General features: G+C 66.5%; 21 protein-coding genes and 1 tRNA gene. 10 read left to right on the top strand and 12 right to left on the bottom strand.

Going from position 1 to position 24,685, the window contains the following annotated elements:
• Positions 1-56 precede the first annotated feature (56 nt).
• Both ACQR07_RS13420 and ACQR07_RS13415 read left to right on the top strand, forming a co-directional pair.
• Complete coding sequence (locus ACQR07_RS13420) at positions 57-848, top strand: enoyl-CoA hydratase (protein ID WP_434902757.1); 792 nt, start codon at positions 57-59, stop codon at positions 846-848.
• Positions 849-992: 144 nt separating this feature from the next.
• Positions 993-1,754, top strand: a complete 762-nt coding sequence (locus ACQR07_RS13415; RefSeq protein ID WP_434902756.1) for a hypothetical protein — start codon at positions 993-995, stop codon at positions 1,752-1,754.
• A gap of 346 nt (positions 1,755-2,100) precedes the next feature.
• On the opposite strand, the gene ACQR07_RS13410 is transcribed toward ACQR07_RS13415, so the two are convergent.
• The 3 genes from ACQR07_RS13410 to ACQR07_RS13400 form a co-directional block, all read right to left on the bottom strand.
• Positions 2,101-2,907, bottom strand: a complete 807-nt coding sequence (locus ACQR07_RS13410; protein WP_434902755.1) for an enoyl-CoA hydratase/isomerase family protein — start codon at positions 2,905-2,907, stop codon at positions 2,101-2,103.
• A gap of 265 nt (positions 2,908-3,172) precedes the next feature.
• Complete coding sequence (locus ACQR07_RS13405) at positions 3,173-4,330, bottom strand: acyl-CoA dehydrogenase family protein (protein ID WP_434902754.1); 1,158 nt, start codon at positions 4,328-4,330, stop codon at positions 3,173-3,175.
• 361 nt (positions 4,331-4,691) lie between these two features.
• Positions 4,692-5,756, bottom strand: a complete 1,065-nt coding sequence (locus ACQR07_RS13400) for an acyl-CoA dehydrogenase family protein (protein ID WP_434902753.1) — start codon at positions 5,754-5,756, stop codon at positions 4,692-4,694.
• Between the two features lie 254 nt (positions 5,757-6,010).
• Between ACQR07_RS13400 and ACQR07_RS13395 the strand changes: the two genes are divergently transcribed.
• A complete protein-coding gene (locus ACQR07_RS13395; RefSeq protein ID WP_434902752.1) occupies positions 6,011-6,793 on the top strand; it encodes an SDR family NAD(P)-dependent oxidoreductase in 783 nt (260 codons plus the stop codon).
• A 274-nt stretch (positions 6,794-7,067) separates the two neighbouring features.
• On the opposite strand, the gene ACQR07_RS13390 is transcribed toward ACQR07_RS13395, so the two are convergent.
• From ACQR07_RS13390 to ACQR07_RS13380, 3 genes are all read right to left on the bottom strand, one after another.
• On the bottom strand, positions 7,068-7,334 hold the full coding sequence (locus ACQR07_RS13390; RefSeq protein ID WP_434865323.1) for a GlsB/YeaQ/YmgE family stress response membrane protein: 267 nt from the start codon (positions 7,332-7,334) through the stop codon (positions 7,068-7,070).
• A 35-nt stretch (positions 7,335-7,369) separates the two neighbouring features.
• Positions 7,370-7,966, bottom strand: a complete 597-nt coding sequence (locus tag ACQR07_RS13385) for a YidB family protein (protein WP_434902751.1) — start codon at positions 7,964-7,966, stop codon at positions 7,370-7,372.
• A 147-nt stretch (positions 7,967-8,113) separates the two neighbouring features.
• Positions 8,114-8,797: a hypothetical protein gene (locus tag ACQR07_RS13380; protein ID WP_434903071.1), complete on the bottom strand. Its 684-nt coding sequence runs from the start codon at positions 8,795-8,797 to the stop codon at positions 8,114-8,116.
• A gap of 406 nt (positions 8,798-9,203) precedes the next feature.
• Here ACQR07_RS13380 and ACQR07_RS13375 point away from each other — a divergent pair, with 406 nt between their 5' ends.
• Both ACQR07_RS13375 and ACQR07_RS13370 read left to right on the top strand, forming a co-directional pair.
• Entirely contained in the window at positions 9,204-11,330 is a 2,127-nt protein-coding gene (locus ACQR07_RS13375; RefSeq protein ID WP_434902750.1) for an FAD-dependent oxidoreductase, read from the top strand.
• Positions 11,331-11,431: 101 nt separating this feature from the next.
• Positions 11,432-11,893: a hypothetical protein gene (locus tag ACQR07_RS13370; RefSeq protein WP_434902749.1), complete on the top strand. Its 462-nt coding sequence runs from the start codon at positions 11,432-11,434 to the stop codon at positions 11,891-11,893.
• On the opposite strand, the gene ACQR07_RS13365 is transcribed toward ACQR07_RS13370, so the two are convergent.
• Genes ACQR07_RS13365 through ACQR07_RS13355 form a run of 3 tightly spaced genes read right to left on the bottom strand, consistent with a single transcriptional unit; the run spans position 11,881 to position 14,386 of the window.
• Entirely contained in the window at positions 11,881-12,825 is a 945-nt protein-coding gene (locus ACQR07_RS13365) for a M28 family peptidase (protein WP_434902748.1), read from the bottom strand. The two genes, ACQR07_RS13370 and ACQR07_RS13365, sit on opposite strands and share 13 nt — an antisense overlap.
• 23 nt (positions 12,826-12,848) lie before the next feature.
• Positions 12,849-13,466: a fused MFS/spermidine synthase gene (locus tag ACQR07_RS13360; RefSeq protein WP_434902747.1), complete on the bottom strand. Its 618-nt coding sequence runs from the start codon at positions 13,464-13,466 to the stop codon at positions 12,849-12,851.
• Positions 13,463-14,386 carry a spermidine synthase gene (locus ACQR07_RS13355; protein WP_434902746.1) on the bottom strand — a complete coding sequence of 308 codons (924 nt, stop codon included), beginning with the start codon at positions 14,384-14,386 and terminating at the stop codon, positions 13,463-13,465. Before ACQR07_RS13355 ends, ACQR07_RS13360 begins: the two co-directional genes overlap by 4 nt.
• A gap of 314 nt (positions 14,387-14,700) precedes the next feature.
• Here ACQR07_RS13355 and ACQR07_RS13350 point away from each other — a divergent pair, with 314 nt between their 5' ends.
• The 4 genes from ACQR07_RS13350 to ACQR07_RS13335 all read left to right on the top strand — a co-directional run bounded on the left by ACQR07_RS13350 (position 14,701) and on the right by ACQR07_RS13335 (position 18,790).
• Positions 14,701-15,741 carry an alpha/beta hydrolase gene (locus ACQR07_RS13350; RefSeq protein WP_434902745.1) on the top strand — a complete coding sequence of 347 codons (1,041 nt, stop codon included), beginning with the start codon at positions 14,701-14,703 and terminating at the stop codon, positions 15,739-15,741.
• 109 nt (positions 15,742-15,850) lie between these two features.
• Positions 15,851-15,927, top strand: a tRNA-Arg gene (locus tag ACQR07_RS13345).
• A gap of 157 nt (positions 15,928-16,084) precedes the next feature.
• On the top strand, positions 16,085-16,765 hold the full coding sequence (locus ACQR07_RS13340) for a flavin reductase family protein (RefSeq protein WP_434902744.1): 681 nt from the start codon (positions 16,085-16,087) through the stop codon (positions 16,763-16,765).
• A gap of 330 nt (positions 16,766-17,095) precedes the next feature.
• The gene (locus tag ACQR07_RS13335; RefSeq protein ID WP_434902743.1) at positions 17,096-18,790 is read left to right on the top strand and encodes a methyl-accepting chemotaxis protein; all 1,695 of its coding nucleotides are present in this window, start codon (positions 17,096-17,098) and stop codon (positions 18,788-18,790) included.
• 46 nt (positions 18,791-18,836) lie between these two features.
• Here the strand turns inward: ACQR07_RS13335 and ACQR07_RS13330 are convergent, their stop codons facing one another.
• Together ACQR07_RS13330 and ACQR07_RS13325 are read right to left on the bottom strand one after the other, a co-directional pair.
• Positions 18,837-19,187 (bottom strand): DUF805 domain-containing protein, encoded by a 351-nt coding sequence (locus ACQR07_RS13330; RefSeq protein WP_434902742.1) that lies wholly within the window; start codon positions 19,185-19,187, stop codon positions 18,837-18,839.
• Positions 19,188-19,197: 10 nt separating this feature from the next.
• Positions 19,198-20,274 carry an LLM class flavin-dependent oxidoreductase gene (locus ACQR07_RS13325; protein WP_434902741.1) on the bottom strand — a complete coding sequence of 359 codons (1,077 nt, stop codon included), beginning with the start codon at positions 20,272-20,274 and terminating at the stop codon, positions 19,198-19,200.
• Positions 20,275-21,181: 907 nt separating this feature from the next.
• On the opposite strand from ACQR07_RS13325, the gene ACQR07_RS13320 reads away from it, so the two are divergent.
• On the top strand, positions 21,182-22,210 hold the full coding sequence (locus ACQR07_RS13320; RefSeq protein WP_434902740.1) for an alpha/beta fold hydrolase: 1,029 nt from the start codon (positions 21,182-21,184) through the stop codon (positions 22,208-22,210).
• Positions 22,211-22,486: 276 nt separating this feature from the next.
• Here ACQR07_RS13320 and ACQR07_RS13315 read toward each other — a convergent pair whose 3' ends face one another.
• Entirely contained in the window at positions 22,487-24,589 is a 2,103-nt protein-coding gene (locus ACQR07_RS13315; protein WP_434902739.1) for an ATP-dependent helicase, read from the bottom strand.
• Positions 24,590-24,685 lie beyond the last annotated feature (96 nt).

Genomic DNA, 24,685 nt, shown 5'->3' with positions numbered 1-24,685 from the left:
CGCTGTCGCGTCGCCCCGGAATGACCATTACTCACATCAACAGCGGAGCGCCGGCCATGACCAACACCACAGTCTTGCAGCATCTCGAGTCCGGCCTGCTCACGATCACAATGAACCGGCCGGAGCGGCGCAACGCGCTCAATGGCGACCTCACCAAGGGGCTGGTCGAGGCCGCGCAGCGGGCCGCCGGTGATCCCGACGTGCGCGCCGTGCTTCTGAAGGGCGCAGGCGGCACGTTCTGCGTCGGCGGTGACGTCAAGGCGATGGCCGAAGCCAGGACGGCGCCGTCGTTCGAGACCAAGATCACCTCGTTGCGTGAGCGCATGGAGGTGTCGCGCCTGCTGCATCTGATGCAGAAGCCCGTCGTGGCGCAGATCGACGGCGCGGCGGCCGGCGCCGGCCTGTCGATCGCGCTGGCCTGCGATCTGCGCGTCGCCGGCGAGTCCGCCAAGATCACCACCGCCTTCGCCAAGGTCGGGCTGTCAGGCGATTTCGGCGGCACCTATTTCCTCACTCAGCTGCTCGGCAGCGCCAAGGCGCGCGAGCTCTATTTGACATCGCCGATCCTGAGCGCGAAGGAGGCGCTTGCGCTCGGCATGGTGACGAAGGTCGTGCCCGACGCCGAGGTCGAAGCCGCCGCGCGCGAGCTCGCACTGTCGCTGGCCCAGGGTCCGACCGTGACGCTCGGCTACATCAAGCGCAACATCAACAATGCCGAGAGCATGACGCTGGAAGCCTGCTTCGACGCCGAGGCGATGCACCACTCCCGCTGTAGCGACACCGAGGATCACAAGGAGGCCGCGAAAGCCTTCGTCGAGAAGCGCGCGCCGGTGTTTCACGGACGGTAGGTCCCTTCGCCGTCATTGCGAGGAGCTCTTGCGACGAAGCAATCCAGAGCCGCGCGTGAAGCTCTGGATTGCGTCGCTTCGCTCGCAATGACGAGGGTTACGCCTTTGGCTCGTGCGAACGGTGATCATTCAAAGAGGATTGCCATGCCTTACCTCCATCTGCGCCAGATCTGTCTCGTCGCCCGCAGTCTCGAGCCGGTCGTGTCCGACATCGCCGCCATCATGGGCCTGGAGATCTGCTACCGCGATCCGCATGTCGGCAAATACGGCCTCGAGAATGCGCTGCTGCCGGTCGGACCGATCCTGCTCGAAGTGGTGGCGCCGACGCGCGACGGCACCGCGGCCGGGCGCTTCCTCGACAAATCAGGCGGGCGGGGCGGCTACATGGCGATCTTCTCCTGCGACGATCCGGACGACCGCGCCGCGCGTGCGAACGCCATGGGCGTGCGCACGGCCACCGTCATCGATCATGCGCCCTATCACGGCGTGCAGCTGCATCCGCGCGACTGCCGCGCCGCCTTCATCGAGCTCAATCACACCGCGGGAAGCGACGACGTGCTGGGCCCGTATCCGCCGGCCGGTCCGGACTGGACGCGCGCCATCCGCGGCGACGTCACCACGGCGCTGACCGAAATCGTGCTGCAGAGCCCCGATCCCGCATCGCTCGCGGCGCATTGGGGACGCATCCTCGACGTCGCGCCGTCGATCGACAGCCACGGTGTTCAGCTGCTGAAGCTGCCGTACGCCGCGATCCGCGTCGAACCCGGCGAGCGCGAGCTGATGAGCGGCTTGGCCTTTCGCGTGACGGATGTGGCGCGCGTCATCGACGCCGCGCGGGCGCGTGGATATGTGGTGTCGCGTGATGGCTTCGAGATCGCGGGCGTGAGGTTTACACCGGTCACGTAAGTTGTGAGTTCGTCTCAGATCTCGTTGCTGTGGATTCGCGGTGCCCGTCCGATGGACCGCGAGTGGGCTATATATGTGCCATGCCCCTCACCCGGATTGCATCTTCGATGCAATCCGGCCTCTCCCCGCAAAAGGGCGGGGAGAGGTTACAGCGTCCGTGCTGACAGAGATTGGCCCAACTAACGAAGTGGGAGTCCACTTTCAAAGCGACACGAGCCGTCGCCTCGAGCACGCTGCAGCCGTTGCCGCGAGCACGCTGCGCTCCCTCTCCCCGTTCTTCACGGGGAGAGGGTCGGGGTGAGGGGCAGCTACACGGGAAGTGTGTGGAGTTGAGGCCTGCAGCCGCTCACCGTCCCTTGAAGTTCGCGAACCGCCGCTCCTCCGTTGCCTTGACGCCTTCCTTGAAATCCTCGGTGGCGCGCAGGCGGGTCTGTTCGGCGAGCTCGTGCTCGGTGGCGGCCATGACGCGGTCGGCGAGGTTGGCGCGCATCGTGGCGCGGGTCGAGAGCAGGCCGAGCGGGGAGCATTCGGCGATCTCGGCTGCGAGTTTCATGGCCGCCGTCCGCACCTGGTCCTGCGGCACACATTCATTGGCGAGGCCCATTCTGAGCGCCTCCTCGCCGGTGACGCGGCGGCTGGTGTAGAACATCAGCTCGGCGTTGTTCTTGCCGACCAGCTCGGGCAGCGTCACCGTCAATCCGAAGCCGGGATGGAAGCCGAGCTTGGTGAAGTTGGCCGAGAAGCGCGCCTCCGGACAGGTGACGCGGAAATCGGCCGAGACGGCGAGCCCCAGTCCGCCGCCGATGGCCGCGCCATGCACGGCGGCGACGACCGGCTTCTTGCAGCGGAAGATGCGCACCGCCTGCATGTACAGATGATTGATCGCGCCGAGACTGTCGGCGGGATCGCCCTTCGACGCGGCCGCCTCCTGCGCCTGCCGAGCCGGATCGGTGAAGTTGGCGCCGGCGCAGAACGCCTTGCCCTGCGCCGCCAGCACCGACGCGCGAATCTCGATGTCGCGGTCGAAGCCTTCCAGCGCGTCCGCGATCTGGTTGATCAGCGAAATGTCAAAGAAGTTGAGCGGCGGCCGCCGGATTTCGATCAGGCCGACATGGCCGTGGATCTCGACACCGATGTCAGGGAAGTGGGGCATGTGGGGTCTCCTAATAGCGGAATCATTCAGCAACACGGTCGGTGCACCCTCTCCCCTTGTGGGAGAGGGTGCCGAAGATGCGAAGCATCGAAGGCGGGTGAGGGGTCTCCATCCGCACGGTCAACTGCCGAGAGAACCCCTCACCCGGCTCGCTGGCGCTTCTGCGCCAGCGATCCACCCTCTCCCACAAGGGGAGAGGGTGCACCGAGCCAGCCGCTCGAAGGCTCGCGCACAACCAGCGCTCGCAGACCACAGCGCCGTCGCCTCACCTCAACCCCAGCCCGCGGGCGATGATGCCGCGGAGGACTTCGGTGGTGCCGCCCTGAATGGTCAGCTTGGGCGCGGTCTGCATCGCGAAGATCAGCTGGTTCTCCAAGGTCTCGCGATTGCCTGCGTCCTCCTCGACGAAGGCGGCGAGGTCGCGGACGCGATGCGGCAGCTGCTGCTCCCACACCGTGCCGATGTCCTTGACGATCGAGGCCTCGACGACCGGCTCCTTACCGGCCTGCAGCATGCCGGCGACCGACACCGACATTCGCCGCATCGTGTGCAGCTGCGCCACGAGACGGCCGATGCCCTCGGCGCTGCGCGTGTCGGGCTCGGGGCCGACGGCGCGCACCAGCTCGGTCAGCACGTAATAGGTCTCGAGAAACCGCTCCGGCCCGGACCGCTCATAGGCAAGCTCCGAGGTCGCCTGCTTCCAGGCGCCGTCGATCTCGCCGAGCTGATGATCGTCGGGCACGAAGGCGTCGGTGAAGACCACCTCGTTGAACTCCTTCTGCCCGGTGATCTGTCCGATCGGATTCACCTTGATGCCCGGCGACGTCATGTTCACCAGGAACTGCGTCAGCCCGTGACGCCGGTTCTCCTTGGTCGACGGCGAGGTGCGGAAGATCGCGATCATGTAGTCGGCCATATGCGCCGAGGTGGTCCAGATCTTCGAGCCGTTGATCAGCCAGCCGCCATCGGTCTTGGTGGCGCGGGTCTTGGCCGCGAACAGGTCCGAGCCCGAATTCGGCTCGCTCATGCCGATCGCGAAGCACAGCTCGCCGCGGCAGATGCGCGGCAGGATGTCCATCTTGATGTGCTCGGGCGCGTAGCGCAGCAGGATCGGCCCGCTCTGCCGGTCGGCGACGAAGAACCGCCGGGTCGGCGCGTTGGCGACGCGCATCTCCTCGGTGACGACATAGCGCTCCAGAAAGGAACGTTCGTGGCCACCATATTTTTTCGGCCAGGTCATGCCGAGCCAGCCACGCTCGCCGACGCGTCGCGAGAACTCGCGCGCATCCGCATCCTCGCGCTTGGGCTGGAACGGATTGAAGGTCCCGGCCGCAATCTCCTCAGCGAGAAAGGCGCGCACCTCCTTGCGCAGCTCCTCGCATTCCCTGGGCAGGCGGATCGGATCGAAACGGAGCGCGGTCATGTATCACGTCCCATGGAGGAAGTTTGTAGTCGTGGAGGGCGTTGCGCGTCTTCTGGCGATCGATGATGGAGGAGTGCGCCACGCATACTGCCCGTGCGGCTGCCCCTCACCCCGACCCTCTCCCCGTGAAGAACGGGGAGAGGGAGGGCACTGTTCGTGCGGCGATGGCTCGTTATGCGCTGGCAGCGACAAGGTGATGATTGTGCCCATCTCGCGCCGTTTGCGCGCTGCAACCTCTCCCCGCCCTTTGCGGGGAGAGGTCGGATTGCGCAGCAATCCGGGTGAGGGGCATGGCACAAGCTGAGCCACATCGCAGCTCCATCGGACTCGTGCGTCGCGAAACAGGTCATCGGTTCGTCCCTCACCGCGAGGCGACCAGGGGCCAGAGTTCGTCGGCGCCGCGGGCGGCGACGCGCTGGCCGAGCGCGACGGCCCAATGGCTCTCGGAGCCGAAATCGTCGCGCCAGGCGAGCGCCCGCAGCGAGAAGCGGTGCAGGATGTGCTCGGTGGTGAAGCCGATCGCGCCGTGGACCTGATGCGCGATCGCAGCACCCTTCTCGGCGGCCTCGGCGCAGCGGATCTTGGCCGAGACCGCTTCGAGAAACACCGCATCGTCGAATGCGCTGGCGCGGGCGATCGCGTCGGCCGCCGAGGTCGCGGCGGCGCTGGCGGCGGCACTTTCGCCGGCGAGCCGCGCGAGGTTGTGCTGCACAGCCTGGAATTTTCCGATCGGCTTCTCGAAGGCGACGCGCTCGCCGGCATAGTTGACGCTGATCGTCAGCAGCCGGTCGAGCGCGCCGGCGATCTGCAGGCCGCGCGCGACGCCGCCCATCAGCATCAACGTCGTGACATCTATCCCGGCCGGGGCAGGGCGGCACGCTGAGGGCGCGACGTTGTCGAACGTGACAGTGTCGCTTGGATCGCCCGCGAGATTGAGACCGGCCGCGATGCGCAGCTGCGCCGTCTCGACCAGCGCGATCGCCGCGCCGTCGCGTCCCTGCGCGACCACGGCGACGTGCTCTGCGGCCTTGGCGAACGGCACGCCGCGCGCGCGGCCGGACAATGTGCCGTCGGCGTTCAGCGTGATCACGTCTCGGGGATTTGCCGGCGCGACCGTCATCGCGCCCGCGGGCGCGGCAATGCCGCCCTGCTGCAGCAGCCAGCCGGCGAGCAAGGTCTCGGCCAGCGGGACTGCGAGCGCGAAGCGGCCGGCGGCATGGATGATGGCGAAGCCGTCGGCGAGATCGGTGCCGGCGCCTCCGAGATCCTCGGCGACCCAGGCCAGCGGCAGTCCGGCCTCGCTCAGCGCCTGCCACAGCGGCGCCGTCCAGCGTCCGTCCTTGTCGTGATTGATCGTCTGCGGGTCGGCGAGATCGGCGAAGATCTTCTCCGCGGTCGCAACCACGATGTTCTCAGCTTCCGCCACAGCGCTCCTCGCCTTTCCCAGATCGCCCGTCTCGGCGCGCGACGATAGCGAAGCGCACCGGCGATGCTTTCGGGCATGATGAGCGCAAGCCAAGGTCCTGACAAGCGCCGCGGCCCGCAGGGCCCCGCCCGTTCCCCGCATGGGCTCTAGCGATTTCCGCAGCGCGGAGATTGGCCTGATTTTGCAGATGCCGTGATCTTGGCTAAGAAGCAGGGATCAGAGAACGACAAGCCGGCAAACCAAGGAAGGCGAAAATGGCGATGGAAGGTCTGTGCGCGATCGTGACGGGTTCGGCCTCCGGCCTTGGTGCTGCGACCGCGCAGCTGCTGGCCAAGGCCGGCATGCGCATCGTCGTGAACTACTCCAACAGCAAGACCGAAGCCGAACAGACCGCGGATCTCTGCCGCAAGGCAGGCGTCGAGGTCGTCGTCGTCCAGGGCGACGTGTCGCGTGACGAGGATTGCAAGAGGATCGTCGCCGCGGCCGCGCCGTGGGGCCGGATCGACGCGCTCGTCAACAATGCCGGCACCACCAAGCATGTCCCGCATGATCAGCTCGACGGACTGTCGGCGGAGGATTTTCAGCGCATCTTCGCGGTCAACACCATCGGCCCGTTCCAGATGGTGCGCGCGGCGCGGGCGCTGCTGGAAGCCGCGGCCAAGCAGAGCGGGCGCGCCTCGGCGGTCGTCAACGTGTCGTCGGTCGCCGGCATCAGCGGCGTCGGCTCCTCGGTCGCCTATGCCGCGAGCAAGGGCGCGCTCAACACCATGACCTTGTCGCTGTCGCGCGCGCTGGCGCCGTCGATCCGCGTCAACACGGTCTGCCCCGGCTACATTGATACGCCGTGGTTCACCAAGGGGCGCGGCGAGGCCGGCGCCAAGCAGGTGCGCGATGCCGTGGTGGCGCGGGTGCCGTTGCGGACGGCGTCATCGGCCGAGGATGTCGCGCAACTGGTCACGTTCCTGGCCAGCCCCGCCTCCGGGCAGATGACCGGTGAGGTCGTGCGCATGGATGCGGGGATGCATCTCTTGGGGTGAAGCTTTCAGCGAAATGTCGAAAACGGCAACGCGATCCAGACCTTTCGCGTGGCCCTGGATTGCTTCGCTGCGCTCGCAATGACGGGGTGATAGTGGTGAGGTCAATGACCAGCCGGGGTGAGTGACAGTTCCGAGTACAGCGTCGCTACGGCGGTGGTGTGAGACGTGAATTCATTCTCCCTCCGCGTCATTGCGAGCGCAGCGAAGCAATCCAGGGGCCCAGCAGGGACTCTGGATTGCGTCGTTTCGCTTCCGATGACGGGAGTGGTCGCGGCTAGCGGTTGAAGTCGCGAATGGTGCCGCTGGCGACCAGCCTGTTCCAGATGAACAGAACGACCACGGCGCCGAGAGTCGCGGTCACGTAGCCCGCGCCTTCGCTAGGGCTGTAGTGCCCGATGGCCTGTCCGACAGCAGTAGCGAGGAACGCGCCGACGACGCCCAGCACGATGGTCAGGATGAATCCTGAGGGATTGTTGGGCCCTGGCGAAATCAGCCGTGCGAGGAAGCCGGCGACCAGCCCGACGATCAGAATGTGCAGCATGATTATCGTCCTTCACGTCCACGCATCGAAGATCGTCAGATCCGGCCGGCCAGCTCGTGCTCGCTCGGCAGCCGCCCGTCCGGCGTCAGCTGATCGATCACCTTCGGCAGGTATTGGCTGAGGCCGTTCAGCAGCTCGTCGCGCGACAGCCCGCTCTGCGCGGTGAGCTGATCGAGCTGGTCGGCACCGAGGGCATTGGCGAGGTCGCCGGGCGAGATCGGCTTGTTCTGACCAGGGCTGACCCACGTGTTCGCGGCGTCGCCGTGGCCGCTCTGCTGGAACTGCCGCAGCAGATCACCGAGGCCTCCGGACAGCACGCTGCCGGCCGCGCCGCCCGCGAGCAGTCCGCCGAGGCCGCCGGCCAGGATGTTGCCGAGCCCGCCACCGAGTTGGCCGCCAAGCGCGCCGCCGAGAGGTCCGCTCGGCTGGCTGTGCGGCGTCGGCGGTGGAACGGGCGCCGGCGCTGCATTCGGCTGCTGGCCGCCTTGCGAGAAGTGCTTCACAGCTTTCCACGCCAGCAGCGCCAGAATGGCCATGGTCATCGGCGACATGCCGCCGTTGTCCTTGGTGCTGGGATGCGATGGCCCGTGCGGGCCGTTCTGCATGCCGTTGAGAATGTCGAGTAGACCCATGGACTGCCTCCTGCGCCCCACGGCGACAAAACTAGGCAGTCGTCCGCACCGTTACAAGCCGGCGCGGCGCAACGGCCCGCCGCGGCAATGTTGCGCGGTGATGATGAGCGGGGGCTGAACGAAAGCGCCGCCTGAGCGGCGCGTGCGTCAGTTGCGGATGTCGGCCCGCTTGGGCGCCTTCGGGGCCGTCGCGAGTTGTCCCTGTGCCTGGCTCTGGCCCGGACCGGCGAGCATCTTCTTCAGCTCGTCGAGCTTCTCCGACAGCACCGGGAAATTGCACGAGAACGAATCCCGGACGACACCCTTGGCACATTGCGCGGCCTTGGCGCGGGCCCGCGCCTCCGGCGTTCCGGCCGGCGCAACCGCGGTTCCCACCGGAGCCATCGCAGCCTGGGCCGCCGCGGGCGGCTTGACCGGCCGCTGCTGCGGCATAGCGGGCACGGTCGGCTTCGGCGGCTCGATCGCAGCGCGGACGTTGAGATCCTTCAACGAAGCGCGCTGCAGGTCCTGCGGCTGCGGTCGCGTCATCATCGCCGAACTCATATTGGCGTGGCGCTGCCGCTCGAGATATTGCGTGTATTGCTGGTCGATGAACTTCTGCTCGTCCGGCGTCGGATTGGGGCCGGCAATGTCGAAGCTGCGATCCTGCATGAAGTCGTAATAGGCGTAGCCGCCGCCGGGCTTCCGCCTGCCGGCAAATTTCGCGTTGCACTGAGCGAGCGCCGCCGTCTTCTCTTCCTTGGTCGCCGATTTCTCGGCGGCGTCGGCGCATTCCTCAAAATCCGTCGGTGTTCGGCTCCACCACTCCGCGTGCACGCGTTGAGGTTGAATCGCGGGCAAGCAAGTGAGCGCAGCAAACACCAATACTGGCAGGCGGGGTGGGTACACGTACGGCTTCCTCGACGTCTCCTGCCTCAGATGACGGGAGATTGTCGCCATTTTGCGGCGAGGTGTCTCTTCGATGCTGCGCGAATTGCGGTCATCTTCGTGGCGGGCCCGCATTCCGTGATCTTGTTGCCACAGTCGGGCGCCGATCGAAGGTCAGGTCGGGCCGGAATACCGCCGGGCTGTGGCGCCGGAACGATGCCGGCCACCGTTCTCCCGGTTTCATCCCGCCTTGGTTGATGAATCTAATCTTGACGATGGAAAGATAATGCTTGACGGGTACCTGATTGCGCTCCTAAGCTTATCTTGACATTGGAAAGATGGTCTGCGGTCGCGCAGAGGAGTTGCCGGTATGAAAGTATTCCTCACCGTAAAGCTCGCGCTGCTGCCCTTCATTGTCTTCTGGGCTTTGCTCGGCGCTCAGCAGCCGAACTGGGCGGTCTGGTCCGCGCTCGCGCTCTCTCTTGCCGGCAATCTCTGGCGCGCAACACGGCGTGAGCTCGCATTGCTCGAGCTCGGCGGCCTCGCACTGTTCGTGTTGCTCGCGATCGCCAACGACGTCGCGCCGAATTGGACGGCTGCAAATGCGCTGTGGCTGTCCTTTGCCGCGCTCGGCGTCATCAGCCTCGCCTCGCTCGCGGTCGGCCGGCCCTGGACATCGGACTATGCCCGCGCCAGCTACGCCGACAACGCCGCGACGCCGCAGTTTCATCTGATCAACATGCTGATGACCGGACTATGGGGCGTGCTGTTTCTCGTGCTCGGGCTGTGCCGCTGGGCTGGCGTGGCCTCCTGGATCACGACCGCGATCGTGGTTGTCGGTGCGCTGATCTCGATCTTCGGCCCGCGGCTCGCGATCCGCCAGGCGCTGCGCCGGATGCGCGAGTCGCGCGAGGAGCATCATTGGCCGGCGCCGGCATTCTCCGGTGGCGCCGAGCGTGATTGCGACGTCGCGATCGTCGGCGCCGGGATCGGCGGCCTGACCGCAGCCGCCTTGCTGGCCGATGCCGGCCTGAAGGTGAAGGTGTTCGATCACCACGTCGTGCCCGGCGGCTACTGCCACAGCTATCTGCGCAAGGCGCATCACGACAACAAGCCGGTGCTGTACCGCTTCGATGCCGGCCCGCATGATTTCTCCGGCGTCTGGCCCGGCGGTCCGGTCGACGGCGTGCTGCGGCGGTTGGGCGTTGCCGACCGCATCGCGTGGAAGCGCGTCAGCCATTCCTATCACCTCGCCGGCCGGCGCATCGACGTGCCCGAAGACTGGCGTGCCTATGTGCAGCTGCTGTGCGAGATGTTTCCCGCCAGCGCGGACGGCCTCGTCAAGCTGTTCGATACGATCCACGCGATCTTCGAGAGCATGTATGCGACCGGCCAGGGACGCAGCGGCATTCCCGGCATGCCGCAATCGATCGAGGACATGCTGGCCTTCCCGCGCAAGCATCCGCAGGCCTACCGCTGGATGAACCGGCCGTTCGACGAGCTGGTCGCCGCCCACGTCACCGATCCCGCGCTGATCGCCACGCTCAATGCGCTGTCCGGCTATCTCGGTGATGGCAGCGAGCGGCTGAGCTGCGCGCAGATGGTCCCGATTTTCGGCTACTACTTCAAGGGCGGCTTCTATCCGGTCGGAGGCTCCGGCCAGCTCGCCGACGTGCTCACCGATGCGATTCTCGCGCGCGGCGGCGAGGTGCAGCTGAAGTCGAAGGTGACGCGGATCCTCGTGGAGCAGGGCCGCGCCACCGGCGTCGCGCTCGGCAACGGCCGCACGGTCCGCGCCGGGGCTGTCGTCTCCAATGCCGACCTCGGCCGCACCTTCACCGAGTTGCTGACATCAGGCGATCTGCCGGCCGCATTTCGCGAACGCGCCGCCGCGATCGCGCCGGCCAATTCCTGCTTCTCGGTGCATCTCGGGCTCGACATCGTGCCGGACATCGCTCCGGCCACCCATCTCGACACGCCTATGGGCATCGGCCTTGCCGTGATGTCCAAGCTCGATCCGTCGGCGGCGCCCGAGGGACATGCGACGATGACGATCATCACGCTCGCCACGCACGAGGAGGCGAAGGCCTGGTTTCCCGCCGACGGCGGCGACGACTGGAAGGCATGGCGCCGCTCGCCGGACTATGAGGCCCGCAAGCTCGCGCTCGGCGATGCCATGGTCGCCGCCGCCGAAACCATCATTCCCGGCCTGTCGCAGCACATCGTCTATCGCACCGACGCCAGCCCGGTGACCTATGCGCGCTATGACCTCGCCAGCGCCGGCTCGATCTATGGCGTGGCGCGATCGGCGCGGCTGAAGGGCGCCAAGGCGCCGCTGCGCAATCTCGTCATTGCCGGCGGCGGCAACGCCGGCGCGGGTGTCGAGGCGGTGGTCATCTCGGGCGCGGAGGCGGCCGAGGCGCTGGTGCCCGGCCTGCTGTCGCGGCCGTCAAACGCTGTCGAAGCGCCGCAGCAGCGCGTCCCGGAGATGGCCTGAGCGGGCCCGCGGCTTCCGCCCAGATCTCCACCGCTCGTTCGCGCAACGCGCGAGACTTCGTCTCACTGCACGCTATATTCCTCCGCCAGCTTTTGGGGGAGATGGCCGTGCGGTACCGTCACAGGCAGTGGGGCCTCGTCGCGATCGCGATGTGTCTCGGCTCGGGCGCCGTTGGCGGTGTGCTGTTGTGGAATGCCGGCCACGGTTTGGCGGCAGCCTGCCTGCTGGCGACCGAGCTCGTCATTGCGCTGCTGTTCTCGTCGCTCACGGTCGAAATCGCCGATGGCGAGCTGTGCTGGTACTTCGGGCCGGGGCTGTGGCGCTATCGCGTCGGGCTCGACGCTATCACCGGGATCGCCGTGGTGCGTAACCGCTGGTGGCATGGGCTCGGCGTCGGCATCGTCTCGGGGATCCGCTTCTACACCGTCTCGGGGCTGGACGCGGTCGAACTGCGCGTGCTCAGCACCGGGCTGCGCCGCATCGGCACCGACGACCCGCATGGTCTCGCCGCGGCGATCCGCGCGGCCTGCGCCAGCAAGGGGCGCGCCGCTCAGGGCGTGTAGAGATAGCGCAGCAAGGTGCGGCCGACGCTTTCGAGGCTCGAGGCCGAGCACTGCTCGATCGTGTCCTGCGTGGTGTTGAAATACGGCTCGTAGTCGAAATCGATCACCAGGAAGCTCGGGATGCCGGCCTGCTGCAGGGCGGTGTGGTCGTCGCTGATCGGGTAGGACGTCGGCTCCGGCGAGAACGCCTGCGGTGCGATGCGGCTGCCGATGCTCCAGAACTTCTTCACCTCCGGCAGCGCCGAATGCAGTGACGACGGCTCCGGCTGCAGCTTGAGGTCCTTGTCGCAGACCATGTCGAAATCGACCGCCTTCTCCGGCTTGCGCGTCGGGTAATAATCCTTCAGGTGCGCGGCGAAATACGGCGAGCCGAGCGCGTGCCAGGTCGGATCGCCGGCGCCGAGCGATTTCGGGCCCTCCTCGCCATCGAAGAAGATGAAGTCGATGCCGATGTCCGGCTTCGGCGACATCGACAGCACGCGCGCGGTTTCCAGCAGCAGCGCCACGGCGGACGCCGAATTGTTGGCGCCGGGCATCGGCGCGTCAGGCGATTTGGCGTCGCGATAGGCCTTGATGATGCTGTCGTAATGCGTGGCGACGATGATCCGGCGCGGGTTCTGCACCTGGAAGCGGGCGATGATGTTGGTGAGCGGGATCGCCTTGCCGTCGTCGCCCTTGACGGTGAAGCTCTGCGTCAGCACGGCGTCGGCCGCGCTCTTGGCCATCGCCGCCTTGATGTAGTCGATCGTCTTCTGCTGGCCGGGCTCGCCCATCGACCGCGGCGTGAACTGCAGCAGATCGGCGATGTGGCCCATCGCGCGCTGCCCGTCCCACAGTTCGATCTGAACGTCCGCCGCGCGCGCCGGCAGGGATGTCACAAGGACAATCGCCATAACCGCTGGAATGGCGAGGCGGGGCCAGAACTCTCTCATCCGAAACTCTTCAATGACTGATGTCAGGACGTCTTCCTGCCAAACGGAATGAACAGGATGCCGGCGCAGACGGCCAGCGCCACGGCGAAGTAATAGGTGATCGCCCGCGAGCCGATGGTCGGGATCAGCGTGAAGGTGGTGACCAGCGTGCCGACGACGTTGCCGATGGTCGAGACGCCGTAGACCAGCCCGGCGACGCGGCCGGCCTCGCCGGCCGAGCGCGTCAGCAGGCTGACCGCGATCGGCGAGAACGTGCCGAGCAGCGTCAGCGGCACCAGCAGCAGCGCGGTCGAGGCCATCAAGGTGGCCGCCGGGCCGTCGCCGATGCTGTCGAGGATGTCGGCCATGACCGCGTCGGCGGTTGCCGGCACCAGCGCCATGTAGGCGGCGGCGATCAGGATCATGGTGCCGATGGTGCGCGTGGTCGGCTGGCGGTCGACGATGGCGCTGCCGGCGAAGTAGCCGATCGCGAGCGCGCACAGCACGGTCGAGATCAGGCTGGCCCAGGCGCCGATGCCGCTGCCGAAATACGGATTGAGGTAGCGGCTGCCGAGCATCTCGAAGCCCATCAGCACGCAGCCGACGAGAAACGAGCAGACGTAGATCGCGACGACGCCGGCGCGGGAGACGTGCTCGCTCATGGCAGCTTCTTGTTGTGGCGCTCGATGCTCTTCAGCGCCTCGACCGGCGCGAAGTCGTCGGTCAGCACCTTGGCCTTGGCGTCGATCACCTGGCCGTTGTCGATGTCGACGCGCTTGCGCTGCGCCAGCAGCTCGGCCAGCTTGTAGCGGAAGCCGAACTCCTTGTCGCGCTCCTGCGCGATTCCCGCGAGATCCTCGGCCTTCCGCTCGTCGCCGGGATAGGCGACCATGACGACGTTGCCGCCGGCCTCGTAGAAGTCGACCTGCGGGAACACGCTGTGGATGGTCTTGACCGCGGCGTCGAACAGCATCGTCGACGGCTCGACGTTCTGCGCCACCACGCCGCCCTCGGCGAGATGGTCCTTGACCAGCTGGTAGAATTCCTTGGTCAGCAGGTGGAACGGCACGAACGGCCCGCGATAGGCGTCGATCAGGATGATGTCGTAGCGCTCTTTCGATTCCTGCACGAACAGCCTTCCGTCGCGGTTGGCGACGTGGAAGTTCGGCTCCTCCTTGATGCCGAAATATTTCTTGGCGAACTCCAGCACCGTCGGATCGAGCTCGACCGACGTCACCTGCACCTTGGGCAGGAAGCGGTGCAGGTACCAGGCGGTGCGGCCGCCGCCGAAGCCGATCTCCAGGATTGAGCGGACCTCCTTGGCGTACATCACGCTCGCCGTCATGAAGCGGGTGTAGTCGACCGGCAAATCGAGCTCGTCGCGGGTGTTGTAGACGCTCTCGGTATAGATGCGCCGGTTGTGACCGAAGGTCATGCTGCGGAAGGGGCCCTGCTCATAGACATAGATGTTGTTGTAGAGCGACTCCTTGGACTCCAGCAGATTGCGGGTGTCCTGGGCGCGGGCGGCGGCGAGGGAGAGGACACCTGCGAGCGCGCCGAAAATGACCGAACGAATGAGCATCGACTTGTCTGTTTCCCTCGGCTGGAGAATGGGGGCGGGCGCGCACCGCGCTGCGGCCGCGTGGCCGGGACGGCTGTCCAACGGTCACGAGCCGCGCTCAGGCACGACCAATACGGCGATCCCGAGGCCGGTTCCGCATCGGCGCCGTTCTCTTAGACCATCGGCCGCCGGGCGGATAGTCAAACCGCCCCTCCCAACGGGGGTGTGATCGTTCGCGGCGTGTGCCGCCGCCAGCCTTCTGTTCTCGCGCCGAGGTCCCTAGGATGGCTGCCGGGCACCGCCGTCCGGTGCCCGCATCCGGTCCGGGGAGGGTCATGATTGCGTTGAAGTCGGCATGGATTGCCTGTCTTGCCTTGCTGGGCGGCGTCGCGCTGGCCCAGGACGAGACCGCGTCCGAGACCGCCCCGAACCGGCGGCCGGTGGCGGTCGTGGCCGGCGATCGCATCGCGCTCGGCGATCGCGGCGTTCTGCCGCTCTATGTCTCGCGTCCCTGGACCCGGCCGCAGCCCGATGTCACGCGCGTCGTGCTGGTGCTGCACGGCCGGTTGCGCAATGCCGACGTCTACTATGACACCGCGAAGAAGGCCCGGGACGCCGCAGGCGCGGCCGGCGCAAGCACGCTGCTGGTGGTGCCGCAGTTTCTCGCCGATCTCGACGTCGAGGCGCATCGGCTGCCTCTGGAGACGCTGCGCTGGACGCTGGAGGGCTGGCAGGGCGGCGATGCGGCCACGGCTCCTCACCCCGTCAGTTCGTTCGAGGCGCTCGACGCGATCCTTGATCACCTCGCCGACCGCTCGCTGTTCCCGGGGCTGACCGAAGTCGTGATCGCCGGCCATTCCGGCGGCGGCCAGGTGGTGCAGCGTTATGCGATCGCCGGCCGCGGCGAGGCAGCGCTGGCGAGGCAGCACGTCGCGGTGCGCTACGTCGTCGCCAACCCCTCATCCTACGCCTATTTCTCCAGCGAACGTCCCGCGCCTGCGATTGCCGCGGCCTGTCCGGGCTATGACCGCTGGAAATACGGGATGGCCGAGCGGCCGGCCTATCTCGCCGCCGCGACGCCGGCCGATCTCGAACGGGCTTATGTCAGCCGCCGCGTGATCTATCTGCTCGGCACCCGCGACACCGATCCCAACCATGCGGCCTTGGACAAGAGCTGCATGGCCGAAGCGCAGGGACCGACCCGCTTCGTGCGCGGTCATTCCTATGCGGCCGTCCTCGCCGCGCGCGATGGCGGGACGCCCAACCACCGGCTCTGGGACGTCGCGGGCGTCGGCCACAACGGCGACAAGATATTCACCTCGTCCTGCGGGCTGCACGCCCTGTTCGATCTCCCGGGCTGCGTGGAAGGTCCGTGATCCGGCGACGCCCGTGCGACCGGCGATCTGGCCGGACTTAAACGCTTCCGGTCAGTTGCCGGGTCTGCTATGCAGGCCGGCGAAGCAGGTGCACGTCGGTGCAGGCTCCGGTCCCGTAGCTCAGCTGGATAGAGCGGCGGTTTCCTAAACCGTAGGTCGCATGTTCGAGTCATGCCGGGATCGCCATCTGCCGCAGCGTCTTGCGCGCAGAGTCCAGCTCAGACCGTGAGGCGTTGATCCCGCCTGATCGGAGATCGGGTGGCCTCCACGGGCCCCTTCGAGGACCTTCCAGGAATGAGATGGCGGCCATCGCCGCCCCATGCATCACCTGGAGACGTATCCCATGCACGCGACCATCGAGCCGGGCATCCTGTATTTCGGGACGCCCGTCGTCCTCATCAGCACCGTCAACGAGGACGGCAGCTTCAATCTTGCACCGATGTCCTCGGCGTTCTGGCTCGGCTGGCGCTGCATGCTGGGGCTCGCCGCCGGATCGAAGACGCCGCAGAACATGCGCCGCACCGGCGAATGCGTGCTGAACCTGCCGTCGGTCGATCTGGTTGCCGCCGTTGATCGCCTGGCGCTGACCACCGGCTCTGACCCGGTGCCGGCGATGAAGCGGCATAAGGGCTATCGCCACGAGGCGGACAAGTTTGTGGCGGCCGGGCTGACCGCGTGCGCATCGGGTACCGTCGCGGCGCCGCGGGTCGCAGAATGTCCGGTCCAGCTCGAAGCGCGTGTCGAGGCGGTCCATGGCATCGCCGACGACGATGCGGTCCTCAAGGGGCACATCCAGTGCTTCGAGGTCCGTGTGCAGCGGGTGCATGTCGCGCCGACGATCCTGATGGAGGGCACGCGCGACCGCATCGATCCGGACAAATGGCGGCCGCTGATCATGAGCTTCCAGCAGTTCTATGGCCTCGGTCCGCGCGTCCACGATTCGCGGCTCGGGACGATTCCGGAGGCGGCCTATCGCACCCCTGATGTCGAGCGTGCCCGCAAGGTGGCCGCTGTCGACGCCTAGGCGCCTCACGCGGGCACGCCGCTGCGGCCGGTTTCGGCACCCGACGCTTCCTCGGAGCGTTGCCGACGGTTCGAGGAGCGCGCGGTTGGCCATCGGCGTTTCAAGAGGGCGTGCGGAGCGCGGCGCGAACACCCGCCGGCGCAACCAAGCTGCAGTCGCTCGGCCGCCTTGCCGCGACGGCGCTTCGGCAGGCTACGCTTTCGATGCGGGATGCGACTGGTCGATGCAAATTATGCATAGGATTTTGCAGAGGGCGCCGCGTTTGGCGCCGTCATCGTTAGGCTTTTGGTTTCAAGTTCCGACATCCGCGCAGGGGACAAGGGATTTTGCATGAAGAAGATCAAGATCGGCTGGCGACTGGGCTTGCTCACGCTTGGCAGCGTTCTGGCGATGATGGTCCTCGTCGGCGTGTCCCTTGTCCAGCTGCGCGATCAGATGGAGGCCGAGAGGACGCGGGCCCTGCGCGGTGCGGTGGACGTTGTCGCATCGCAGATCGCGGCCTATCAGCAGGAGGTGCTGTCAGGCCAGATGAGCCGCGACGGCATGGTCGCCAGGATCAGGGACATCGTCGCGAAATCGCGATATGACGGCAACAACTATTTCTTCGTCTACGACTGGGACGGGCTCAATCTCGCCGATGGCGGCGTGCCTGAAAACGTCGGGAAGAACCTGACCGACAAGGGCGACGTCAACGGACGCCTGTTCCGGCGCGAGATCGTGGAGCTCGCGCATAGCGCCGGGAGCGGTACCGTCACCTACCATTTCCCTCGCAACGGCCAGGCCGAGCCGTTGCGCAAGCAGGCCTTCGTCAAGGCGCTTCCTGGCCTGAAGCTGATGGTCATCAGCGGCATGTATGTCGACGATCTCGACGAGTCGTTCAGGAGTGCGGCGCTGCGGCTCGGCGGGCTCGCGCTGCTGGTGGTGCTCATGAGCGTCGTGTTTGCCGTTCTGGTCGCAGGAACGATCTCCCGGCCGCTGCGGCGCCTCGAGGAGCGGCTGCGCAAGATCGTGTCGGGTGAGATCGAAGGACACATTCCAGGGCTGGATCGGCGCGACGAGATTGGCGCCATGGCCGCGGCCGTCGCCGTCCTGCGTGACCACTCGGCCGATCGACTGGCGCTGCAGGCCTCCCAGGCAGAGTTCAAGATGCAGGCGGAGAGCGAGCGGAAAGACGTTCTGGCTCGCGCGACCTCGTCTTTCGAGGAATCGGTCGCCGGTTCCGTGGATGACGTCGTTGCGGCGGCCGGACACATTGCCGACGCGATCCAGGAACTGGAGCGGTTCAACGCCGACAATATGATGTGCAGCCGAACAGCGTCGGCGTCCGCCGGAGACATTGCCGGCAGCGTGCAAGCCATGGCCGCCGGGGTCGAGCAACTCGATGCCTCCACGCGCAACATCAATGGGCGGGCCCAGGAAGCGAGCCAGGTGGCAGATATCGCCAGCAGCCGCGCGACCCAGGCCGGGTTGATGGTCGAGAGCATGGTGCAAGCTGCGGCAAAGATAGGAAGCGTCGTGGAGTTGATCAGCGATATTGCCGGCCAGACCAACCTGCTGGCACTCAATGCGACGATCGAGGCGGCGCGGGCCGGCGAAGCGGGCCGGGGATTTGCGGTCGTCGCGGCGGAGGTCAAGACCCTTGCGACGCAAACGGCCAGAGCGACCGAAGACATCTCGTCCCAGGTGCTCGGCATCCAGTCGGCGACGCAAGCGGCGGCAGGCGAAATCGCCTCGATCGTGGATGTCATCAGGGACATTCGCGAGAAGAACGCGACGATTGCTCGGGAGGTTCAGGAACAGAGCGGCGCAACCAGCGACATCAATCGTGCGGCCCGGAGTGCCGCGGAGGGTGCCGAGCACCTGCAGAGGTCGGTCGAGGATGTCTGTTCGAAGGCTGCCAAGGGCCAGTCGATTGCCCAGGGGGCTGGTACGCGGGCAGAGGCGCTGCGAGCCAGATTTGGCGATTTGAACGACGCGGCGTTGGGATTTGTCCGGAAGCTCGAAGGTCTGCAGTCAAAGGCATAGAAGGCCGAGGGCATGTTCGGAAATCGACGCGCCATCGTGCAAACAGTCAGAACCGGTCTGGAGGACTGCCATAATCATTGCCCGACGGGTCGCCGGGAATGAAGAACAAGGAGCATGGCGTGTAGATGCCGATGACCGGGACCAGGATGCGCAAACTGGAAAGGCCGGATCGGTTGATGTCGTGAAGCCGCTTTGCCATGGCGGCAAACAAGATCCAGAGGATGACGGCGACGTTGGTCATGCCCAGCGCCACGCCGAGATCGCCCATCGCTCGAAGATGAGGCCACGTCAGCCAGAACACCAGGATCGACCCGATATAACCAAACAGCATCACCATCGCGTATTGCGCCCGGTTGATCCGGCCGGAGAAGCTGAAGAAGCCGCGCAGATAGGTCATGATGCGTTGATCACCGTGACAGCGACGGGTCGTCGTCACTCGAAAAGCTCGAACTGTCCCCCAACAGCTCCCGCACCCGCGGCACCACCACCTTGCCATACAGCTCGATGCTGCGCATCAGCTTGGCGTGCGGCAGCGGGCCGGCGGAGTATTTCAGCTGGAAGCGCGACAGGCCGAGCGCCTTGATGGTCGCCGCGATCTTCTGCGCCACCGTTTCGGGCGAGCCGACATAGAGCGAGCCGTGATCGGCCTCCTGGACGAACTCGTCGCGGCCCATCGGCGGCCAGCCGCGCTCGCGGCCGATGCGGTCGCGCATGGTCTTGTAGTCCGGCCATAGCTCCTCGCGCGCCTGCGCATCGGTGTCGGCGACATAGCCCGGCGAATGCACGCCGATCGGCTTGATCTCGCGGCCGAACTGCTTGATGGCGCGCTGATACAGGTCGACATAGGGCGCGAACCGCTTCGGGTCGCCGCCGATGATCGCCAGCATCAGCGGCAGTTCGTAATGCGCGGCGCGCACCACCGATTCCGGACTGCCGCCGACGCCGATCCACGCCTTCAGCTGGCCACGCTCGACCGGCGGATAGACAAGTTGATCCCGCAGCGGCGGGCGCAGGTTGCCCTGCCAGGTCAGCGGCTGTTGCGGCAGCAGGCTGACGAACAGATCGAGCTTCTCCTCGAACAGCGCCTCGTAGTCCTTGAGGTCGAAGCCGAACAGCGGAAACGATTCCGTGAACGAGCCACGGCCGAGAATCACCTCGGCGCGGCCGTTCGACACCGCGTCGAGCGTGGAGAACCGCTGGAACACCCGGATCGGATCGTCGGAGCTCAGCACGGTCACTGCGGAGCCGAGCCGGATGCGGCTGGTGCGCGCGGCAATCGCCGCCAGCGCCACCTCCGGCGCCGAGATCGCGAAATCGCCGCGGTGGTGCTCGCCGAGCCCGATGAAGTCGATCCCGAGCTGGTCGGCGAGCACGGCTTCCTCGACCACGTCGCGGATCACCTGCGCATGCGAGGCCATCGTGCCGTCGGCGGCGCGGGTGACGTCGCCGAACGTGTCCAGGCCGAATTCGATCTGTGGGGTCATGTCTCGTTCCATTGCGTCGCGCCGTCATACGGCGTTGGCTCGTCAGCTGGAAGGGGCGGAGGCCGATTGCAAGCGGGCGGTGGCGAAACACAGGGTTTCTGTGACGCAGCGAGGAAATGATCTCGCGGCTGGCGTGGCTGCCATTTTGTGGCACGTCATGCCCGGGCTTGTCCCGCCTGCGCGGCCGAAGCCGCTTCGGCGCGGCGAAGGCCCGGGCATCCACGTTCTTCCCAGGACGCCGAACGACGTGGATGGCCGGGACAGGCCTGGCCATGACGGCGGAGGGAGGGGAGGACCGGGCTCTCCCGTCGGCACGGAAGCCGCGCGAACGGGCAAAAATTCTTCTTTCGTTTTTCCGAAAACTATGCTCTACTGCGCCCATCCTGCCTCATCGATGAGGGGCGTACGCGCGGTCGTCACGAGACGCGAGGCGGGGATGCGGTGGCCATGGCGGATCGCAGCGTGCTTGTCGCGCCGACGAACGATCTGCCGCGGACGGTCAAGCCGTGTGGTCCTGGTCTCCCGACGCTGAGACCAAGCCGGTGGGATGATCCCATCGGCGACGGGGGCAAGACAGCCGGTCCCCGGGGAGAGCACGGAGCAGCCGTAAGCCCATCGCGCAGGGAATGCCGGATGTTCGGCTGAACCTGTGGTTCTCGCCGCCTGCATTTTTTTCGCAGGCGGGCCATGGGTGAGGCCTTCACCCGGCATTCCCTGCGCCCTCATCTTACCGAGGGCGTCACATCCCAGCAAAACTCGGGCATGAGCTGCCGCGAGATCGCGCCGTCATGACTCACACGCCGCCCAAGCCGCGCCGCTGGCGCGATCAGGCCATGTCGAAAAATGGGCGTGTGAGCCCGGCGCGCATCACCTAGGCTGTCGATCAAATCTCACGGGGATCACGTCCATGGCGGCTGACGATTATCAGATCTTCGAGGCGGGCGATGTGGTGCTGCAATCCGGGGTGACATTCCCGTCGCTGCGCCTCGCCTACAAGACCTATGGCACGCTGAACGCGGCCAAGGACAACGTCATCCTGTATCCGACCTCGTTCGGCGCCCAGCACTACGACACCGAATGGCTGATCGCCCCGGGCGGCGCGCTCGATCCCGAGCGCTACTTCATCATCATTCCGAATCTGTTCGGCAACGGCCTGTCGTCCTCGCCGTCGAACACGCGCGCGCAGTTCGGCGAGGCGCCGTTCCCGGTGATCACCTATCACGACGCGGTCGCGGTGCAACGGCGGCTGCTCGAGGAGCAGTTCGGCGTCGAGAGGATCGCGCTGGTGTATGGCTGGTCGATGGGCGGCATGCAGGCCTACCACTGGGCTGCCTGCCATGCCGACATGGTGGAGCGCGCGGCCGTCGTCTGCGGCAGCGCGCGCTGCTCACCCTACAATCACCTGTTCCTCGATGCGGTGAAGGCCGCGCTGATGGCCGATCCCGCATACACGAACGGCCGCTTCGTCGAAAAGCCAGTCGCGGGCCTGCGCGCCATGGGCCGCATCTATGCGGGCTGGGCGATGTCCTACGAATTCTATCGCGACGAGGTCTGGCGCGAGCAGGGCTTTGCCTCGCAGGAGGACTATCTCGCCGCGATCTGGGATACCGCCTTCGCGCATCGCGACGCCGACAACCTGCTGACGCAGATCGCGATCTGGCAAGGCGGCGACATCAGCAACTGCGCGGCCTTCGGCGGCGATCTCGACCGCGCGCTCGGGGCGATCACCGCGCACATGCTGCTGATGCCCGGCCGGACCGACCGCTATTTCGACTGGCGCGACAACGAACGCGAGCTGCCGAAGCTGGTCAACGCCCGCTCCGCCGCGCTGAAGCCGATTCCCTCGATCCACGGCCATCGAGCCGGCAATCCGATCCGCATCCCGGCCGACCGCGACTTCATCAATTCCAACGTCAAGGGCCTTCTGCAGAGCTGAGACCCAGAATTAGTCCGCACGATGAGTTCGTGTTCAAGCCATAGCCACGCAGAAGGTGCACCCTCTCCCCTTGTGGGAGAGGGTGGCTTTCATGCGAAGCATGAAAGCCGGGTGAGGGGTTGCCACGAACTCGGACCTGAATTCGTGGCACGAACCCCTCACCCAAGCGTGTATGACGCTGATAGCTCCGATGCCCTCTCCCACCCTGGAGAAGCTCTTGCTTCGCCTTGGGGGAGAGGGCGCAATCATTGGCGCTGTCAGGAGGCTGCTGTTAGCTTACCGCCACCGCTCACGCATGCGCGCACCCAGATCGATCCGCGGCCCCTGGCTCGCATACGCGGCGCCCGGCTGCACCCGTGGCCAACTCGTGCGCTCGAACAGCGGCACCAGGGCTTCGGGAATGAACCGCGTGCGCGAGGCGTAGACGTGACGATCGCCGCGCACGGGCTGGCCATGGACGAAGAAGCGCTGCGGCACCAGCAAATGCAGATCGTCCTTGGCGCGGGTCATCGCGACATAGAGCAGCCGCCGCTCCTCCTCCAATTCGGCGCTGGAGCCGGCGCCGAGATCGGACGGCATGCAGCCGTCGACGACGTTGAGCACATGCACCGCGTTCCACTCCATGCCCTTGGCGGAATGGATGGTGGAGAGGATCAAATAGTCCTCGTCGAGCAGGGGCACGCCGGCCTGGTCGGAGGTGGCGTCGGGCGGATCGAGCGTCAGCTCGGTGAGAAAGCGCTCGCGCGAGGGATAGCCGCTGGCGATCTGCTCGAGCTGCAGCAAATCGGCGCTGCGCATTTCGGCATCCTCGTGCACGCGCTCGAGATGCGGCTGATACCATTGCCTGACGCGCTCGATATCGGCGGGCCAATCCGAGCGGCGCAACTGCTCGACCGTGCGCACGAACGCCGTCCAGTCCTCGCCCGCCCGTGCCGGCGCCGGCTGTGCGCACAACGCACCGATCGCATCGGCGCTCTCGCTGACGGCATCGAGCAGCCGTTGGGCCGACGCGGGTCCGATGCCGGGAATGAGATGCAGCACGCGAAAGCCGGCGATGCGGTCGCGCGGGTTTTCCACGAAGCGCAGCAGCGCCAGCACATCCTTGACATGCGCGGCATCGAGAAACTTCAGCCCGCCGAACTTCACGAACGGAATGTTCCGCCGTGTCAGCTCGACCTCCAGCGGCCCGCTATGCGACGACGTCCGAAACAGCACGGCCTGCTGCTTCAGCACGATGCCTTCCTCGCGCTTGGCCAGCACCTGCTCGACGATGTAGCGCGCCTGGTCGGCCTCGTCGCGCACCGTCACCAGCTGCGGCTTGCGCGAGGCCGCGCGGTCGGTCCACAGATTCTTGGTGAAGCGCTCGCGCGCCAGCCCGATCACGGCGTTGGCTGCGGAGAGGATCGGCTGCGTCGAGCGATAGTTGCGGTCGAGCGTGACGACGTCGGCGCGCGGGCTGAACTGATCGGGAAATTCCAGGATGTTGCGCACGGTCGCGGCGCGGAACGCGTAGATCGACTGCGCATCGTCGCCGACGACGGTCAGTCCCATTCCGTCAGGCTTGAGCCCGAGCAGGATCTGCGACTGCAGCCGGTTCGTATCCTGATATTCGTCGACCAGCACGTGGTCGAAGCGCTCGCCGACCTCGCGTGCGATGGTTTCGTCCGCCATCATCTGCGCCCAGTAGAGCAGCAGGTCATCGTAATCGAGCACCGCATTGGCCTGCTTGGCCTCGACATAGGCCGCGAACAGGCCTTTCAGCTCGTTTGCCCATTCCGCGCACCAAGGAAAGTGCCGCACCAAGGCTTCTTCCAGGGGCATGTCGGCGTTGACGCAGCGCGAGTAGATCGCAAGGCAGGTGCCTTTGGTAGGAAAACGCCGCTGCGTGTTGGACAAGCCGCGTTCGTGCCGCACCAGGTTCATCAGGTCGGCGGAATCCTCGCGATCATGGATGGTGAACACGGGATCGAGGCCGATGCGCTCGGCATAGTCGCGCAGCATCCGCGCGCCCAGGCCGTGAAACGTGCCGGCCCAGCTCAGGCCCGCGGTGATCGCCTCCGCCTGGCTGCCGAGCACCTTGCGCGCGATGCGCTCGACGCGCCGGCTCATCTCGCCGGCGGCGCGGCGCGAGAACGTCATCAGCAGGATGCGGCGCGGATCAGCGCCATTGACGAGCAGGTGCGCGACCCGATGCGCCAGCGTGTTGGTCTTGCCGGAGCCGGCGCCGGCGATGATCAGCAGCGGCGGCCCCGGTGCGGCCGACGCGCCGCCATGCTCGACGGCGCGGCGCTGCTCCGGATTGAGGTCGTCGAAATATGTCGCAGCTGTGGCCGGCACGAATCGCTCCCAGGCCGGCAGAATCTGCGATTCCCTTTGCATAAGCAACGAAATGGCCGGCCTGCGGCAGCGTTTCGCGTGATTCGCAACCGGTCTTTTTTGCCACGGTTGCCCACAGAGCCTCCGCCACCCGCTTGC

Source organism: Bradyrhizobium sp. HKCCYLS20291 (assembly GCF_051167715.1).
Classification (GTDB): Bacteria; Pseudomonadota; Alphaproteobacteria; order Rhizobiales; family Xanthobacteraceae; genus Bradyrhizobium.
Note: the sequence above shows the minus strand (reverse complement) of the source record. Positions and strands in the feature narration are given on the sequence as shown.